The organism is Alkalicella caledoniensis (assembly GCF_014467015.1).
GTDB lineage: Bacteria > Bacillota > Proteinivoracia > Proteinivoracales > Proteinivoracaceae > Alkalicella > Alkalicella caledoniensis.
Window position 1 is genome coordinate 1,397,189 of sequence record NZ_CP058559.1, and the last position, 16,720, is coordinate 1,413,908.

At 36.5% G+C, this 16,720-nt stretch carries 17 protein-coding genes; 5 read left to right on the forward strand and 12 right to left on the reverse strand.

Annotation, left to right across the window (positions count from 1 at the left end):
• Window positions 1-220 precede the first annotated feature (220 nt).
• Entirely contained in the window at window positions 221-646 is a 426-nt protein-coding gene (locus HYG86_RS06810; protein ID WP_213168256.1) for a DUF1893 domain-containing protein, read from the reverse strand.
• A gap of 337 nt (window positions 647-983) precedes the next feature.
• On the opposite strand from HYG86_RS06810, the gene HYG86_RS06815 reads away from it, so the two are divergent.
• From HYG86_RS06815 to HYG86_RS06825, 3 genes are all read left to right on the forward strand, one after another.
• On the forward strand, window positions 984-1,688 hold the full coding sequence (locus tag HYG86_RS06815; RefSeq protein ID WP_213168258.1) for a metal ABC transporter ATP-binding protein: 705 nt from the start codon (window positions 984-986) through the stop codon (window positions 1,686-1,688).
• On the forward strand, window positions 1,685-2,485 hold the full coding sequence (locus HYG86_RS06820) for a metal ABC transporter permease (protein ID WP_213168260.1): 801 nt from the start codon (window positions 1,685-1,687) through the stop codon (window positions 2,483-2,485). Before HYG86_RS06815 ends, HYG86_RS06820 begins: the two co-directional genes overlap by 4 nt.
• A gap of 176 nt (window positions 2,486-2,661) precedes the next feature.
• Window positions 2,662-3,441, forward strand: coding sequence for a metal ABC transporter solute-binding protein, Zn/Mn family (locus tag HYG86_RS06825; RefSeq protein ID WP_213168262.1), 780 nt, complete (start codon window positions 2,662-2,664; stop codon window positions 3,439-3,441).
• Between the two features lie 505 nt (window positions 3,442-3,946).
• Here HYG86_RS06825 and HYG86_RS06830 read toward each other — a convergent pair.
• The 3 genes from HYG86_RS06830 to HYG86_RS06840 all read right to left on the reverse strand — a co-directional run bounded on the left by HYG86_RS06830 (window position 3,947) and on the right by HYG86_RS06840 (window position 5,284).
• On the reverse strand, window positions 3,947-4,132 hold the full coding sequence (locus HYG86_RS06830) for a hypothetical protein (RefSeq protein WP_213168264.1): 186 nt from the start codon (window positions 4,130-4,132) through the stop codon (window positions 3,947-3,949).
• Window positions 4,133-4,506: 374 nt separating this feature from the next.
• Window positions 4,507-4,917: a hypothetical protein gene (locus tag HYG86_RS06835; protein WP_213168266.1), complete on the reverse strand. Its 411-nt coding sequence runs from the start codon at window positions 4,915-4,917 to the stop codon at window positions 4,507-4,509.
• An 85-nt stretch (window positions 4,918-5,002) separates the two neighbouring features.
• A complete protein-coding gene (locus HYG86_RS06840; protein ID WP_213168268.1) occupies window positions 5,003-5,284 on the reverse strand; it encodes a DUF503 domain-containing protein in 282 nt (93 codons plus the stop codon).
• A 100-nt stretch (window positions 5,285-5,384) separates the two neighbouring features.
• On the opposite strand from HYG86_RS06840, the gene HYG86_RS06845 reads away from it, so the two are divergent.
• Entirely contained in the window at window positions 5,385-6,476 is a 1,092-nt protein-coding gene (locus tag HYG86_RS06845) for a GerAB/ArcD/ProY family transporter (protein ID WP_213168270.1), read from the forward strand.
• 36 nt (window positions 6,477-6,512) lie between these two features.
• On the opposite strand, the gene HYG86_RS06850 is transcribed toward HYG86_RS06845, so the two are convergent.
• The 6 genes from HYG86_RS06850 to pepF all read right to left on the reverse strand — a co-directional run bounded on the left by HYG86_RS06850 (window position 6,513) and on the right by pepF (window position 14,014).
• Window positions 6,513-6,755, reverse strand: a complete 243-nt coding sequence (locus tag HYG86_RS06850; RefSeq protein WP_213168272.1) for a hypothetical protein — start codon at window positions 6,753-6,755, stop codon at window positions 6,513-6,515.
• Window positions 6,755-7,975, reverse strand: coding sequence for a Ger(x)C family spore germination protein (locus HYG86_RS06855; protein WP_213168274.1), 1,221 nt, complete (start codon window positions 7,973-7,975; stop codon window positions 6,755-6,757). The genes HYG86_RS06850 and HYG86_RS06855 overlap by 1 nt, the downstream gene beginning before the upstream one ends.
• The gene (locus tag HYG86_RS06860; RefSeq protein WP_213168276.1) at window positions 7,944-9,572 is read right to left on the reverse strand and encodes a spore germination protein; all 1,629 of its coding nucleotides are present in this window, start codon (window positions 9,570-9,572) and stop codon (window positions 7,944-7,946) included. The genes HYG86_RS06855 and HYG86_RS06860 overlap by 32 nt, the downstream gene beginning before the upstream one ends.
• A 343-nt stretch (window positions 9,573-9,915) precedes the next feature.
• Window positions 9,916-11,094 (reverse strand): LL-diaminopimelate aminotransferase, encoded by a 1,179-nt coding sequence (locus HYG86_RS06865; RefSeq protein ID WP_213168278.1) that lies wholly within the window; start codon window positions 11,092-11,094, stop codon window positions 9,916-9,918.
• Window positions 11,095-11,111: 17 nt separating this feature from the next.
• A complete protein-coding gene (gene dapF, locus HYG86_RS06870; RefSeq protein WP_213168280.1) occupies window positions 11,112-11,939 on the reverse strand; it encodes a diaminopimelate epimerase in 828 nt (275 codons plus the stop codon).
• A 281-nt stretch (window positions 11,940-12,220) separates the two neighbouring features.
• On the reverse strand, window positions 12,221-14,014 hold the full coding sequence (pepF, locus tag HYG86_RS06875; RefSeq protein WP_213168282.1) for an oligoendopeptidase F: 1,794 nt from the start codon (window positions 14,012-14,014) through the stop codon (window positions 12,221-12,223).
• 76 nt (window positions 14,015-14,090) lie between these two features.
• Between pepF and rd the strand changes: the two genes are divergently transcribed.
• Window positions 14,091-14,255 (forward strand): rubredoxin, encoded by a 165-nt coding sequence (rd, locus tag HYG86_RS06880; protein WP_213168284.1) that lies wholly within the window; start codon window positions 14,091-14,093, stop codon window positions 14,253-14,255.
• A gap of 59 nt (window positions 14,256-14,314) precedes the next feature.
• Here rd and HYG86_RS06885 read toward each other — a convergent pair whose 3' ends face one another.
• Both HYG86_RS06885 and HYG86_RS06890 read right to left on the reverse strand, forming a co-directional pair.
• Window positions 14,315-15,496, reverse strand: coding sequence for an ABC transporter permease (locus tag HYG86_RS06885; RefSeq protein WP_213168287.1), 1,182 nt, complete (start codon window positions 15,494-15,496; stop codon window positions 14,315-14,317).
• Complete coding sequence (locus tag HYG86_RS06890) at window positions 15,497-16,708, reverse strand: ABC transporter permease (protein ID WP_213168289.1); 1,212 nt, start codon at window positions 16,706-16,708, stop codon at window positions 15,497-15,499.
• Window positions 16,709-16,720: the final 12 nt, after the last annotated feature.

Genomic DNA, 16,720 nt, shown 5'->3' on the forward strand with positions numbered 1-16,720 from the left:
TATTTATGAATTACATATTACCATTAACAATTTAGCAGTATTTATTTTGCTAAAAAATAAATACGCCGCCTTTTTAGAGACCACTGAAAAAGTCATTTGACCGTTGCTCAAAAGCGCTCAGATTCCAGGCAAAAAAACCCAGAACCCCGGCGTATTTTAATACGTGAGGGTTCTGGGCTTTTGAAGTAACAAAGGATATGATGGTTTTTTAGGGGCCTGACTATTTGGCCAAGTTTATTATGAATTGGTGTATTCTCTTTACCCCTTCTTCACTATCTTCTGTCCCTGTTGTTAACTTTTCTATGGGGCAGAGGTCTGTGTTGTCTCTATTTCTTATTGCTGGAACTAATCTTTCTGCTTGGTATTTTATACCAGCACGCTGCAGGATTTTTTCTCCCCCTTGGCTAAGAAGTGGAGTGTATATGGATTTTACTTTACCTAGCTCGCAAATCATTGTTACTGCTCGTCCCATAAGTTTGTCTGCAACTGATGCACCTTCTAGTACTTGAGGATTTGAGGTATAAACATTCAATATCCCTCTTACTCCTTTATCTTTACTAGTGGCTACTATTTTTCCATCCTTTACAACAACAAGGCTATGTTCACCTTTTTTATACTCTTCTATAGCTATTTTTATATCTGACAAAATCACTACCCCTTTCAATTTATATGATTATGTAGGTAAGAAAATTTTAACATAAAAGTTGTAGTGTGAACAACTTCCCTTATATTTTAACACTTCGAGTTCACTCTATGTCAACATCAAGTCATAAAGAAATAATAAATATAGAAAAAAGTATTGACTTCGACCCAACTCTAGGATGTAAAATAAATAGGGTTCTTCTTATGTCTCTCCAAGCTAATGTTCCAGTATTCGAAATAAATTGCAAAAAACTGTACCCCATTACTACGATTTCCTGTATAATATTCCTTGTAATTACTTTATAACAAGTAAGCCTAAATAAGAAGGCGAGGTAATTTATATGAATCGGTATGCCCTTGAATTGTCAGACTTAACCATGGGATATGGCAATACTACTGTATTGCATGATGTAAATATTAAAGTAAAAACAGGGGAATTTGTTTCTATATTTGGTGAAAATGGGGCTGGAAAAACCACTTTGTTTAAGGGAATTCTACAGCTTTTACCCATAACTTCAGGAAGTATAACCATATTTAACAAAGATGTTACCCAGGGAAAGGATAAAACCTGGTTGCGCTCTCAAATTGGTTACGTACCACAAAGACATAATCAAGGGAATTTTCCCATATGCGTTTTTGACGCTACATTACTAGGAAGATGGGGAACGTCATTTTCCTATTTCAAGAGGCCATCCAAGGAAGACAAGGAAATTGCTGAAAAGATGCTTGAAGTTGTTGATCTAAAACATATGATGCACCAAGATTGTCGCAAACTATCAGGGGGGCAAACTCAACGTCTTAATATAGCCCGTGCTCTAGTACGAAATCCTAAGCTACTACTCTTAGATGAACCAACCACACATTTGGATCTGGATTCAAAGGCAAAGCTTGATGAAACCATAAGAGTTATTAGAAGCCAGTATGATTTATCAATACTGATGATAAGTCACGACCATCAACATTCTAGAAAAATAAGTGATCGGGTGATTCAGTTACAAAGTGGCAGAATCTCCACTGACCATAAGTGGGATGAGGTGATGGGGTGACAATTTTAGATTTTCTCCAGATTCCTATCTTTCAACGGGCATTACTAGGTGCTCTCATTGCAGGTGGTACCATGTCACTATTGGGTATAGTTATAGTTGTTTTTAATTTAACCACTATACGATTTGCCTTGATGCACATTGGTCTTTTAGGTGGTGCCATAGGATTGGTGCTAGGGGCTAATCCTTTGACTGTAGCCATCGCCACCATAGGTGTAGGTTCATTGTTTTTTGGTCCTATGTCTGATAAGTTAAAATTAGATACTGGTCTTATAGGTGCTTTTTTTATGACTGGTTCAATGGCCATGGCCTTTTTATTATTCTACAGAGCTGGTGTCCCTGCTTTAGAAGTTTTTGGTCTATTTACAGGAAGTATTTTAACTTTGACTAAGAATGACTTATGGTTTGTAACGTTTTTAGGTAGTGCTATACTGTTAACTTATTTTATTTTTTATAGGGAGATACAGCTGGTTTTTTATGATTCTGAACAGGCTGAGTGGCTTGGCATACCCGCAAAACGCATTAGAAATGGTTTGCTTTTTTTAACTGGCCTCTCAATAGGTGTGGCAATGAAGATTGTGGGTGCTCTACTTATGGATGCACTTATATTGCTACCTGCCATGTCTGCCATGAGACTAGCCAAAAACTTCAAACAGTTACTTATCCTTACTTGTTGTTTTGGACTTATGACAACAACTGGTGGTTTGCTTTTTTCAATGGTTTTTGATTTTCCCACAGGAGCTACTATTACTATGACAGGTGTTATTATCTTGTTTTTTAGTATTATTTTTAGGAGATAGTTTTTTTTTGTGGGTCACCCACCCTAAAGGGATGGGCTACAACTTATCTCGTGAGTGTTGATATTTTGATTTAGCGTAAGGCTAACTGCGATCTGCGTGTTTTTCCTTCCGTCGATTCAAATTTTATAGCTCTGGCTATAATCTAATATACATATATAAAGAAAGGAAGATTTTTTATGAAGATTAATAAGTTTTTGATTTTTAGTTTGGTTATATCTTTATTTTTAGTTTTTGCTGTTGGCTGTAGTTCCTCTGAGGATACTTCTAATCCCGTAGATGAGGACGTAGTAAAGGTAGTTGCTTCTACTAGTTGGACTGGAGTTATTGCTGAGGCTGCTGGTGCTACAAACGTAACCGTTTTAGCTCCTGTTGAGTTAAGACATCCTCCAGAGTATGATTTCAAACCCAGTGATGTTCAAGCACTTATTGAAGCGGACTGGATTATCATGGCTGGTTACGAAGCATTTATGAATCAAATGATTGAGGCAAATAATATTGATGAGGCTAAGATAATTCGTGTTACTACCACAAATACTTATGATATATTAGTTGAGCAAACTAGGGCTGCTGCGGAGAAAATGGGAACCCAAGAAGCTCAAGGCCAGTGGGAATTAGAATTTACCGATGTTATGGATACCATTTTAGAAAGAGCACAGGAAAATGATGTGGAGAACATTAAGGTTTTAGTGCATATGCATATGCAAGGATTTGTAAGATCCTTAGGGTTTGATGTTTTAGAGGTTTTCAGTGCAGATGAGCTAAGCCCTGCAAGAATCGGCGAGTTAGCTTCCATGAATCCTGATCTAATCATTGATAATTTCCACAACCCACAAGGCTTAACAATAGCTGAAACCATAGACGCTGAGCGTGTGGAGCTAAGAAACTTCCCAGGGCCAGATCATAAGACGATTATCGATTTACTTATCTCTAATGCGACTTTATTAGGAGTTTACTAAAAAGCATTCAGTTGGTCAGTAGACTGCTGTCAGAAAAACCTCTCTTTTAGGGAGGTTTTTTTGTGCCCTGATTAACATGGATTCTTTTTGGATTTGGATGTTGATTTTGAGGGTCTTTATTTTCGCCACAGATCCACATGATCTATATGATCTTAATGGCAAAAAAATACTAGTAGTTAAGACCTTATATTTTTAATCTCGTGCGCTTTTTGTTCTTTATAGTGAAGAGTAGTGGTAAAAATGGGTTTAAATTATGTCAGTTTTGTTGGTCCGGGCAGGTACGGAGCCCTGCGCCCTACAATATTGGGGTGCTTTTTGTAGGGTAACACACCCTAAAGGGATGGGCTACAATTGTGGGAGTGGTTGCCGTAAAGGGAACTGCGAAATGCGATCTGCGTTTTATATTTTTTTGCATTCAAAAAAACCTCTCATTTGAGAGGTTTTAGCTTTTCCTGACAGCTGACAGCTGACAGCTGACTGCTGATTCCTTATCCTAACTCCTGATTTAACAATCTTCGTCCTGTGGGTATTCGAAACCTTCTAGATTTATTAAGTTGTTGTCTGCTAGTTCTTTTATTACTTCGTAGAGGGAATCTCTACGGTCTGATGGTAGGTTTGCTACAAATTTATTGATTTCTTGTGGTGGTACATTTGCAGTGAATTGAACTCCACCGAATTTAACTTGTTTCATTTTATGGCCTCCTAAACTATTTTATTTTAGTTTAGGTCAATAAGTTAGATAGTATACACTTAAATGTGAATTGAATCAATAACGCTGAGCCTCGTCTACAAACATTTAGGGCTACACCCTACCGTAATAAACTCCTTTTGCAGGTCTGCAAAGGCTAAGCCCCCGTCGCAATTATTTAACTATATCTTATTATATATTATCTATTATCTATTATCTTATTATCTATTATCCACCATCTATCATCTATTATCTATTATCTATTATCTATTATCTATTATCTATTATCTATTATCTATTATCTATTATCTATTATCTATTATCTATTATCTATTATCTATTATCTATTATCTATTATCTATCATCTATTATCTAAACTAAGTGGTTACTCCTACCTTGCCACCATGTATAAGTTTTAGATGTTTAGAGGAATTTTGTAAAGTTAGCCATTTTGAAAAATTGACTATGGATTCATCATGGGTTTTACAGTGTACATAAAAGCCTGCAGGATCCACATATGGCCATGCTTCAATATATATAACATTACTTGTACTGGTGCTTAGTACCCAAACTTCTACTGGTCCACTGTATAGTCCACCTATTTGATAGCTCGGTTCACCAAATACTTCTCTTATTTTTTCAATGCAAAACTCTGGACTCCAGGAAAAGTACTGATCCTTTAGTTCTTTAGATGCTCTTTTTATGGATACCAGGGCATACTCACCTAAACTTTTTGCTTCATCTTCGTATTTTACTTGGTACAAAACTTTTTTAATACGGTACTCCATGTTAGCAAATACCTCCTTGGAATATTACATAATCTATTTTATGCATTTCATATGTAATTATTCCCTTAGAAGTAAATAGTATGAATTACAGTATTTCACTATATATATCTACTATTTCAATGGAGTAGTTTAACTCATCTATATAACTTATAATAGCATCTTTAGTTTTATACAGTATTTTAGCGTCAGTGGAAATCATACTTATCCCTAATTGAAAGCGATTTAATAATTGATCATGCTCTTGGGCCACAGAGACATTAAATTTATGCTTAATTTTTGCTGACATGCTGTTTGCAACGTTTCTTTTGGTCTTAAGATTATCACACTCAAATATATGAATAGTTAACTCTAAAAGCAAGATGTCCATAAGTGTTATCTCCTTTTTGATAAAAATTTGCCAATAGGTAAATAATAGAAAAAAGTCTTCCTTTTAATACTATTATAGATCATAAAGGGGTATTCATCTAATGAAAAAAGAACAGAAAGTTATATCCCCACGTCAGTTTTTTTATATAATAATTAGTTTTATAATTGGATCCGCCAGCCTTTTTGTTCCTGAAATTATCGCAGGAAAGGATGCCTGGATATCTACAATAGCTGCAACCTTGATTGGTTCTTTTATGCTTTTTGTTATTATACACTTACAGGACAAATTTAAAGGTCTAACAATAGTTGAATATAGTGAGTTGTTACTGGGCAAGGTTTTAGGAAAAATCCTTAGTTTCTTTTTTCTATTTAATATTTTTTTAGTATCCGTTCTTATTATAGAAGATTTGGTGATACTTTTTGCTATCGCTATAATTCCTGAAACTCCACATATTGTCTACAGTTCCGGTCTTGTTCTGTTAGTAGCATATGCCATATATAGCGGTATAGAATCCATTGGTAGATTAGCAGAACTCTATGTTTTTCCCTTAATCCTCTTACTACTGATCCTTCCCCTGCTATCCATAGAATATCTTGATTTCACTATGTTACTGCCGGTATACAGTGATGGTTTAAAGCCCATAATAGCAGGTACCATTGCATCACTAACCTTTCCCTTTGCTGAAGTTGCCATGTTAGCAATGATTTTACCTGCAGTCCAAGGAGGCAAAGAAAATACTCCTTACTATATGCTGGGGTATTTCATTGCTGGTTTTTTGTTGCTACTTAGAACTATCGTAGCTATTTCAACTTTTTCAGCAGATATTGTTTCAAAGCTTCAACTTCCAATATTTCAGGTATATAGACTTATAGACGTTGGTGAATTTTTAAATAGGGTTGAAGGACTATTTATTTTCATCTGGATTTTGGGATTCTTTACAAAATTTTTAGCATCTTTTTATGGAATTGTTTTGGGGCTAGGGCAGGTTTTTAACCTTAAAGATAAGCAGAGTCTAATTATCCCTGTAAGCTTAGTATTTATATTCATGTCCAACTTCCTCTTCCCTTCCACGGGATTCTTTCTATATTTTGATTTGTTTATACTCCCTTTTATCACAATAGGCATGTGTGTTTTCTACCCTCTGCTATTGCTAATACTTAGCATTTTTCATAAGGGAACGAACTCTGAATGATTCTACAAACACTTAAAGCCAGTCTTTTGACTGGCTTTATTGAACTCCTAATATATCCATGAAAATGTATTCAGATATACCCTCAAACAACATATCTATAATGTCCAATGGATTAAAAGCATGTGTTCCATTTGCATAGGAATAGGCATAGTAAAATGCCAATCCATATAGCCCTGTCACCACAAACAAGTCCATATAAAACTTTTTAGTAAACAATGTTTTTGCTTGAAAACCATATAAGGCTGCAAAAAGTAAGATTATTGTTGCCTTTGTAAACATTAGCGTTGCCCCTTTTCTATCACAGGGGTTGTTATCATCCCTGATGAGAAGAGATTTATATTTACCCTAATATCAAAAACCACCTCTGGGTATAGATCCTCAATCCACTTATCCTTATTATTATTCCACCACTTAGGATGGTCCCTTTCATATAAACCGGAGATTCCCAGGATGTCTGCTTTATATTCTCCTTGAATTTTTTCTATAAGATTTCTTATTTCTCCAACGACCCTTTTTGAAAGTATTGCCTCAAGCTCTGTTATTTGCTTCGGGTCTATAAAATCGAAATCAGTGTTAGTTTCAACAATACTCCCTTCTCCACTTATGTCTACATTAACCACTAACTGTTCATCATTTATTGAAGAAAGCATTTCTGTATCTACGCCTCCTATTTCCACTGAAATAGAGCCATCTTTATAAGGCACAATGATAACTGCCTCAGATGCTTCCCCTTCTAAAAACAAGAAACTCCTGGTTTCAGTTTTTGTCAACCACCCTGCTAACTCTGTTCCCTTGACAACAGCTGCACCATCTAGAATCGCAGATTTTTGAACGGTGGCTTGGCTCATCTCATCTTGTTCTTCGTTTTGTGCTCCCATTATATCTGGATCTAATAGTAACACTCTAGCTGTCACAAAATCTTTGTAGGGGTTTACCATGGAAATCATCATATCCCTTATGTTGCTATTTACCTGTTTTGACCATTCATCACTGTTTTCAATGAGCCCAAGTATTTCCTCGCTAAATGCAGGCTGAAATTCTGGTGTCGCTTGCATGACTTCTTTTGCTTTACCTTGTGTTATAAGCACCCAACTTTTGTAACGGATTTGCCTATTTCTTGTTAAAAAATCCATTATATCTGCAATATTATCCCTTGCAGTCTCCTCCCCTATAAAAACCAAATTATTATGCATCCATGTTAGCTGTGCTGGTGCCCGACCTCTAAAATTCTTAGCTGCATCAATAAGGGTTTGCCCCTCTGCGCTTGCCACCCACATCTTTCCCTCTTGTTGTCCATCACTGGCTTCGGTCTCCTGGGGCTTGATTATATGCAATGTCATCTCAAACCCATCACCTGTATCATTGGCATCTATGCCCATAGCTACAATTATTCCTAAATCTTCAACTTCTATCTTACCCCAACATCCACTTACAAAAGTTATTAAGCAAAGCCCGATTAAAAATAAACTAACCTGTTTCTTTATTTTTGTTTTTTTCATTATCATCACCACTTGTTGGCTCATGGGGAGCCATTTTTTTCCCTCTTAGTCTAATAACATTATTTTTAGCGATAAATGTAGGTCTCTCCACCATCCACCAAATGGGAGCCCTAAATATTACATCTCTCTGATCCTTTAAAGTCATAGGTGCAATTGGTGAAAGGTATGGGACACCAAAGGATCTTAAGGTAGATAAATGTATGGATATGGCAAGTACTGCTAAGCTAACACCAAATAAGCCTAAGGTAGAGGCCAATAACAGGACTGGAATTTTTAGTAGTCTTACTGCTATTCCACCATTGAAGGCAGGTATAGTAAATGATGCGATTCCTGTACCTGCAACTACTATGACCATTATCTGTGAAACTAGCCCAGCTTGAACGGCAGCTTCGCCAATAATTAAAGCTCCTACTATACTTACAGCTTGACCAACTGGTTTGGGAAGTCTTACACCAGCTTCTCGTAGCGCCTCAAAGGCAACTTCCATTATAAATGCTTCCACTACAGCAGGAAAAGGAATACCCTGCCTAGCTGCTGCAATACTTATGAGTAATGTGGTAGGTATCATCTCATGATGAAATGTTGTAATAGCTACATATAATGAAGGTCCTAGTAAGGCAAGTCCGAAAGCAATATATCTAAGAACTCTTATGGCTGTGGCAAAATAAAAACGCTCATAGTAGTCAGAGGAAGCTTGTAAAAAATCAGTGAGTACCTGAGGAACCACTAGGACAAATGGAGAGCCATCTACAAAAATACACACTCTACCTTCTACCAAGTTCGATGCCACTGCATCAGGCCTTTCAGAGTTTCCTATCTGGGGAAAAGGTGAGAATGCACTATCTTCAATAATTTGTTCAACCATACTGGAGTCAAAAATTGCATCTATTTCTATGGCTTCTAACCGAACCATTACTTCTTCTACGACCTTTGGATCCACAATGTTTTTTATGTAACATACAGCCACATCTGTTTCTGTTAAGTGACCTATTTTTTTCATTTCAACTTTAAAATCAGGTGTCTTGATTCTTTTTCTTACAAGACCTAAGTTATCTTTAAGATTTTCCACAAAGCCTTCTCTAGGCCCTCGCACTAGGGTTTGGGTAGTAGGCTCTTCAATGGTTCTTGCAGGCAGCTTCTTCACATCTAAAACATATCCGTGGCCGTAGCCATCAATTAACAGTAATGCCTTTCCAGTAAGAATACCCTTTATAGCTTCCACAGGCTTTTCGACCTTTTGCCCACCATGGTTAATTAGCAAATGGTTTTCCACAAGGTTAAGTATACCAGCATCTAAACTGGGAAAATCGCTTTTTTCTTTTAATGCCAAAGGTTTAATAATTGTATCTGTTATAGTAGTCTCATTAGTAATACCACTTAAAAAATAGAGCATACATTCTCTTTCACCTTGTACATCTAACTTAAATCTCTTTTCTTTAATATCATCACATTTATTGAAAATCTTTTTTAACAAGTTGATATTTTCCTCAATGCCAATGGAAAATTCCAATTGCTCCAGTTGTTTTTCTGTAACCTTTTCTAAATCCCTAATTTTATTTTGCTTATTCAAGTCCTTTATCTTAATAGGTTTCTTCATCCAACCACCTCCTTACTGCTTATTTCTAGCATTGCCAGTTTAAGGGAAAGTTATGAGGAGGGAGATAGACAGATGGTTAGTTGGTTAGTTGGACAGGAAGTTATTTATAATTTAAAGTTTTGTTGGTAATCAATTAATGATTTCTTAGTTTTTTAGTCTTTAGTTATTGGTTTTAAAATCCGTATTTAATCAGTGTTAATCCGTGGCTAGGTTCTTATCATTGGTTTTTTCTTTATCCTAGATCATATAGATCATGTAGATCTGTGGCCAAGTTTTGATCTTATGTTTTCCCTTTTCAGTGGCAAAAAAATAGCCCCCAAAACTCTGGGGCTATATCTTTATATCACTTACAGTAATTGTCTCCTAACTGTTGTTCTATTCTATTCATTGCTTTTATAAGCTTCTCATTATCCACTGTTAGGGATATCCTAAAGTATCCTTCACCGTATTTACCAAAACCAACTCCCGGTGTTACAACAACTCCAGCCTTTTCTAGGAGTAGTGTGGCAAAGCTTTGGGATGTATAGCCTTTTGGCACAGGTGCCCAGACATAGAAGGTGGCTTTTGGCTTTTCTAAGTTCCATCCTAGTTTGTTTAATGTGTCTACCACTAAATCTCTCCTGTGCTGATATATTTTAGTCATTTCTTCAACACATGCTTGCTCTTGGGACAGTGCCTCTGCAGCAGCATATTGCAATGGCTGGAATATGCCTGAATCTATGTTGGTTTTTATGAGACCTAAGCTCTCGATTATATCTTTATTTCCCACTGCGTACCCTACCCTCCAGCCTGTCATATTATAGGTTTTAGAAAGAGAGCCGAACTCTATACCTACATCTTTTGCACCAGGTGTCTCTAAAAAACTCATTGGCTTATATCCGTCCAGTCCTATATCACAGTAAGCTGCATCATGACAAACAATAATCTTATTATCCTTAGCGAACTTCACCACTTTTTCAAAGAATTCCTTTGTTGCAACAGCCCCTGTGGGATTGTTAGGATAGTTCAAAAACATTATTTTAGCTGCTTTTGCAATATACTCTGGAATGGAATCTAAATCAGGCAAATAGTTATTTTCTTTTAATAATGGCATCTTGTAAGGCTCTCCACCAGCGAACATGCTCCCAATGGAGTATACTGGGTATCCAGGGTCTGGTACCAATACTAAATCGTTAGGATTTACGTAACAAAAACTCACATGGGCAATCCCTTCCTTAGATCCAATTAGTGAGACAACCTCTTTTTCTGCAGACAAGTTCACCCCAAATCTTTTATCATAATACTGAGATACAGCTTGCCTAAAAGTAGGCAAGCCAGCATATGAAGGATATTGATGATTTTTGGGCTCTCTTATGGCTTTTATGGCTTTGGTAATAATATGATCAGGTGTTGGTTGATCTGGGTCACCAATACCTAGCTTTATAATTTCCATACCCTGTTCAATTGCTTTTTGAACTTTGTTATCTATTTCGGCAAATAGATACGGGGGTAAAGTCTCAATACGTTCAGCTCTAATAAACATACCCCTTCCTCCTTTAGTCAGATTGTGACATTTCCCGTAAACACTGTCTCAGCAGGTCCTGTCATCAAAACATTTTCTCCCTTCCAAGAGATCTTAAGTGTACCACCCTTCAGATGTACTTTAGCTGTGTTATTAACCACTCCCTTAACCCTTGCTGCTACTAGTGTGGCACAAGCTCCTGTTCCACAGGCTTGTGTTTCTCCAACTCCCCTTTCCCATACTCGCATTTTTAGTGAACCATCTTTTTTAACACTAACAAACTCCACATTTACTTTGTCAGGAAAAAAAGAGTGTTTTTCTATCAGTGGTCCATACTTTTCAACTGGAAAGTTGTCAATTTCGTCTAAAAAAATAACGGCATGGGGGTTTCCCATGGACAAGGCTGTAAAAGTAAAGCCTTTATCTATTACTTTTAGGTATTTATCCACCACTTTATCCCCCTGTGCCAAAACCGGTATACTTTTAGGCTCAAAAAAGGGTGGTCCCATATCTACTTGGACGGAAACCACTTTATTAAATTGTATTTTAAGTACTAGGTGTTTTATGCCTGAATCGGTTTCCACAGAAAATTCACTTTTTTGCAGATATCTTTTGTCATATAAGTACTTACCAAAACACCTGATTCCATTTCCGCACATTTTGGCTAAGCTTCCGTCTGAGTTATATATTGTCATTTTATATTCTGCTATATTGGAGGGTTCCACTAAAATTAGTCCATCTGCCCCAATACCTAGATTTCGGTGGCAGAGTTTTTTTGCTATGTTTGGCCAATCTCGCTTTAGTTTCATGAGATTTTCCGTCAGGATGAAATCATTGCCCAGTCCTTGCATTTTTGTAAATTCCATAGCATCACTCCCCTTATGTATATAGATATGCTTTTTCTGGGCAATTGTTTACGGAATTTTTAGGGCAAAAATAAAAGTCGTAAAAGCAAAGTCAAATAAACCTAACGCGTTTTTTAAGGGAGATTTCGCAGGGGATACCCACCCTAAAGGGATGGGCTACAATTTGGGTGGTGTGACGTGAAAAAAACCTCTCACTTTGAGAGGTTTTTTGCGTTTAAGATTTACCAGTCTCTGTCTGCTGTCCAACTTTTAACTTTCAACTTTCAACGTTCCACCTACTTCTAAACCAATTTCTCCAATTCATCTAGTAGGCTATCAAATAGTTTTAAGGTCTTTTCTATGGGTTCTGGTTTTGTCATGTCTACTCCAGCTTGTTTTAGGAGGTTTATTACGTAGTCACTACCTCCTCCTTTTAGGAAGCTTAGGTATTTATCCACTGCTGGTTGCCCTTGCTCTATTATATTTTGTGCAAGGGTTGTGGCAGCGGAAAAACCAGTTACATATTTAAAGACATAAAAACTTGTGTAAAAGTGTGGGATCCTAGCCCATTCCATACCTATTAGATCGTCTACCACAAGCTCTGGTCCGAAATATTTTTTGTTAAGGTTTAGCCAAATATCACTAAAGGTCTTGTGGATAAGTGGTTTACCTTCTTGTGCTAGTTTATGGACTTCTAATTCAAACTCTGCAAACATACCTTGACGGTAAACAGTTCCTCTGATTCCTTCAAGGTACTGGTTTATTATATAAAATCTTTTCTTTTTATCGTCTGTTGTTTCCAAAAGATAATCGCTTAATAAGGCTTCATTTACAGTGGATGCAACCTCTGCTGCAAAAATATTATAGTGTGAGTAGGTGTATGGTTGATTTTTGTGAGATAAATAGGTGTGAATAGAGTGACCAAATTCATGGGCTAATGTGTACGTGGAATTTAAAGTGTTGTCATAGTTCATCAAAATATATGGTTTTGTTCCATAACTCCCCCATGAATAAGCACCACTTCTCTTGCCTCTATTTTCATAAACATCTACCCATCCCGTTTCCATTCCCTCTTTTAGAATAGAAACATATTCTTCTCCAAGTTTTTTACATCCCTTTATAACAAGATCTTTAGCCTCGTCATAGGATATATCCATGGTAAAATCACCAATAAGGGGAGCATAAATGTCGTACATCATAAGATCATCTACACCTAGAAGTCTTTTCTTTATGGATACATAGCGATGTAGTGGTTCTAAGTTCTTATTTATAGTATTAACTACGTTTTCATAAACAACAGTAGGTATGTTGTCTGGATGTAATTCCTGTTTTAAAGCTGATTCATAGTTCCTTGCCTTGGAATAAAATATATTTCCTTTTATTCTAGTTCCCAATGTTGAAGCTATGGTGTTTTTGTATTGACCAAAAGTTGTGTACATGGCTTCATAGGCTTCTTTTCTGACCCTACGGTTATTGGAAGTCAAAAATTGAATATATCTTCCATGGGACAATTCCACCTCGTTATCATCCTCATCAACAATAGTTGGAAACTTGATGTCAGCATTATTAAGCATGGAGAAAGTACTTTGTGGTCCCTTATTCAAATCCTGACTCATGGAAAGAAGCTGTTCTTCCCTAGGAGATAGGGTATGTGGCTTAAGTCTTAGTATTTCTTCTAGGTAAAATCTATAGAATTTTAGTTTAGGCTGTTCTTCAAAAAGCCTATTTATCGTCTCAGTTGTAAAACTAAGGATCTCAGGGTTGATAAAGGAAAGTTCAGTTTTTACGTTTAGAAGTAAATCCTCTGCCCTTTGTACATTGCTTTGGTTTTCTGTATGGTTTGTGTCTTCATCTCTTTTTAAAGCTACATAAACATGTACCTTACCTAGTAACTCAGATAGTTCATCTTGCAAAGTTAAACATTGGTAAAGCTTAGCGGCGTGTTTTAAGTTTCCTTTCAGTGGTAGAATTCTGTTTAATAACTCAGTAACCTTATGATAGTCTTTCTCCCAGTCTGCTATTGACTGGTAGATCTCATCAACTGCCCATTTGTGTTGGTCTTCAACTTCATTTCTAAATGGAACAACCTTCGGCATATCTAAAACCTCCCTTATTTTTGAAATAGTATAAAAAGAATATCTTACACCTACACTAGAAGTGGAGGTGATAATTATGCAAAGATATGCATGTACAGTTTGTGATTATGTTTATGATCCTGCCTCTGGTGATCCAGATAACGGAGTAAAACCAGGCACACCTTTTCATGAGCTGCCAGATGACTGGGTATGCCCCGATTGTGGTGTTGGCAAAGACTTATTTGAAATAGACAGTAATTAATATTTTTATTTTAAGGGGAGCTTTCCCCTTTTTTTAATGTTTTACTACATCCTTTAATATTATTCTAGTTTTAATCTATATATACCAAACCCTATCAGTAAAAATCCAAATAAAGTAAGAACAAATATATTTTGCCACACATCACCTAAGGACATTCCTCTTACAATGATATCCGTATATCCTCGGATAGCCCAGCTAGTGGGTACTAGTTTAGAGATAAACTGCATTTTCGGTGACATCAGATCAATGGGCCAGTATGCCCCACCTAACATTGATATAACTAGTATAATCATATTGCCTACCACAGTCACCTGGTTGGCATTTTTGCTTACTGCTGCCAGTGTCATCCCTATACCAGTAGCTGCAAAAACAAAGGTAAATGTTAAAAGCAATGTGGCTAAGATGTCATTCCCCCAGTTTACTCCGAGGAAAAGTTGACCTATTATGATCATTGCAAGCATTTGTAACAGTCCTAACAAATAAATAGCCACTGTATTGCCTGCTATAATTGTCCACTTATCATTTGGAGTAGTTAGTAGCCGAGCTAAAGTACCCTTCTCTTTCTGTAATAAAATAGTGGCCGCTCCTGACATTACTACAGTCATTAGTGTAAACATTATTGCCATACCTGGAGAGCTTTGATTCATTCCTGTGGGTATTAGAAGAGTTTCACCTTGTTCCTTATCACTCCAACGGAAATTAACCTCCACAGGAATATGATCAAATCCGGCTAAGGCCTGTTGTGCTAAGTCATTATAATCTGAAACTGGACTAAAAACTTCCAGCAATACTCCTGATACTGCTAAGCTATTATTTAGCTCACTTATGGACTTCGCTATGATTTTTTCCACTTTTAGTGGAGATACCTGCCTAGCAGCTGGCCAATAATATATATCAGTTTTTTCCTTTTCATCAATGCCGTTTTCAAATCCAGAGGGGATATGAATGAATCCAGCAACATGATTTTCTCTTACTAGTCTTTCCCCTTCTTCTTTTTCTTTGTATTGTATATAAAAATCTTCATCATTTTCTATGGCCTCAATAATGTATCTAGAGTACAAACTGTCATCTTCATCTAAAACAGCAACAGGTATTGAACCAGTAGAAGAGCTGCTACCTGATGACGTTGCCATTCCTGTAATCAATGTAAAAACTAATGGCAAGGCTATGAACCATACTATAGCCTTTTTTTCCTTAAAGCGTAGTTGAAGGTTGTTTAGTGCAATATATAGTATAGACATTTATTTCACCTCCAATTTGGCCAATCTAAATATGGAGAAGGACATTGTAACTAGTCCTATACTTGCAAGGATTAAAAGATTTTGATACAAAGACGTAAGTGACGTATTAAAAAACATAATTTGATAAAAGCCGTCTATTGCCCATCTGTTAAATGTTAGTTTACTCAACATTTGCATAAGTGGCGGCATTCCCATAAGGGGGAACATGGAGCCTCCTAATGCTGACATACAAAGTATAATTAATGACCCTAATCCATCTGCTCCACTGGCAGTGTCTGACAATGATGCTATAAACATGCCTATACCAGATGTGGCCAGTACCACCACAGCTGAAAATGCCAATACCTTCCCCTGCCCTCCCCAGTCAACATTATAGAATATTCTTGTGAAGTTTATTAAAACTATAAGCTGAATAAAGGATGAGAAGTAAATACCTAGTGTCTTACCCATTATAAACTCAAATGGGTTTATATTGGATACCCTTAGCCTTTGTAGTGTTCCTTGTTCTCTTTCTTGAAGTATTCTCTTTCCACCGAGGTTTGCATTAAATAGTAAATACATCACTGCCATTGCAGCGGAGTAGTATCCCATGGGGTTTGTATTAGATGCAGGATCCTCGATACGATTGCTATAGCTTGTATCTTTAATTAAATTAATATAAGGTTCCCTAGTATCTAATAAACCAACTACTTCTTCAATTTTCTCGTTTATGTCACCACTTATAAACTGTGTGGATAAATTTATAGCCACTAATTTTATTGTAACTTCTTCAACAAACATTTCTGTAACATTCATTATTACAGGGGGTAAAAAGGTATTACCCGCATCCCCTATTATTTCGAGCTTCGTATGGCGTCCCATTATTAAGTCTGCAGAAAAATCTTCTGGTATTGATACCAAAGCGATAGCATTCCCTGAGTTTACCAGCTTTTCTCCCTCTTTAAAATCATCTATAATTTCTACTTCAAATCTTTGGGAGAATTCCTCAGACCCATATACCTCTTCCACAAGTATTTTAGAAAACTGTCCTTGGGCATCAGAGTTTATAACCAATAGTAATCCTAGATTTTGTTCATTTCCACCCCATAGTGGTGATAGGGCAGTACCCAGCACAAATGTAAGTATTAGTGGTGTACCTAAAAGTGTGAAAAGTGTTTTCCTATCTCTTAGAATTAAAATAATGTCCTTCAAACCAATAAATAGAGTTTTCATAGTAGGTTCCCC

Coding starts and splice junctions, on each gene's coding strand:
- HYG86_RS06825 (WP_213168262.1), top strand. CDS start 2,662: ATGAAGATTAATAAGTTTTTGATTTTTAGTTTGGTTATATCTTTATTT.
- dapF (WP_213168280.1), bottom strand. CDS start 11,939: ATGGAATTTACAAAAATGCAAGGACTGGGCAATGATTTCATCCTGACG.
- pepF (WP_213168282.1), bottom strand. CDS start 14,014: ATGCCGAAGGTTGTTCCATTTAGAAATGAAGTTGAAGACCAACACAAA.
- rd (WP_213168284.1), top strand. CDS start 14,091: ATGCAAAGATATGCATGTACAGTTTGTGATTATGTTTATGATCCTGCC.
- HYG86_RS06840 (WP_213168268.1), bottom strand. CDS start 5,284: ATGGACATCTTGCTTTTAGAGTTAACTATTCATATATTTGAGTGTGAT.
- HYG86_RS06815 (WP_213168258.1), top strand. CDS start 984: ATGAATCGGTATGCCCTTGAATTGTCAGACTTAACCATGGGATATGGC.
- HYG86_RS06885 (WP_213168287.1), bottom strand. CDS start 15,496: ATGTCTATACTATATATTGCACTAAACAACCTTCAACTACGCTTTAAG.
- HYG86_RS06850 (WP_213168272.1), bottom strand. CDS start 6,755: ATGTTTACAAAGGCAACAATAATCTTACTTTTTGCAGCCTTATATGGT.
- HYG86_RS06830 (WP_213168264.1), bottom strand. CDS start 4,132: ATGAAACAAGTTAAATTCGGTGGAGTTCAATTCACTGCAAATGTACCA.
- HYG86_RS06865 (WP_213168278.1), bottom strand. CDS start 11,094: ATGTTTATTAGAGCTGAACGTATTGAGACTTTACCCCCGTATCTATTT.
- HYG86_RS06855 (WP_213168274.1), bottom strand. CDS start 7,975: ATGAAAAAAACAAAAATAAAGAAACAGGTTAGTTTATTTTTAATCGGG.
- HYG86_RS06835 (WP_213168266.1), bottom strand. CDS start 4,917: ATGGAGTACCGTATTAAAAAAGTTTTGTACCAAGTAAAATACGAAGAT.
- HYG86_RS06890 (WP_213168289.1), bottom strand. CDS start 16,708: ATGAAAACTCTATTTATTGGTTTGAAGGACATTATTTTAATTCTAAGA.
- HYG86_RS06845 (WP_213168270.1), top strand. CDS start 5,385: ATGAAAAAAGAACAGAAAGTTATATCCCCACGTCAGTTTTTTTATATA.
- HYG86_RS06860 (WP_213168276.1), bottom strand. CDS start 9,572: ATGAAGAAACCTATTAAGATAAAGGACTTGAATAAGCAAAATAAAATT.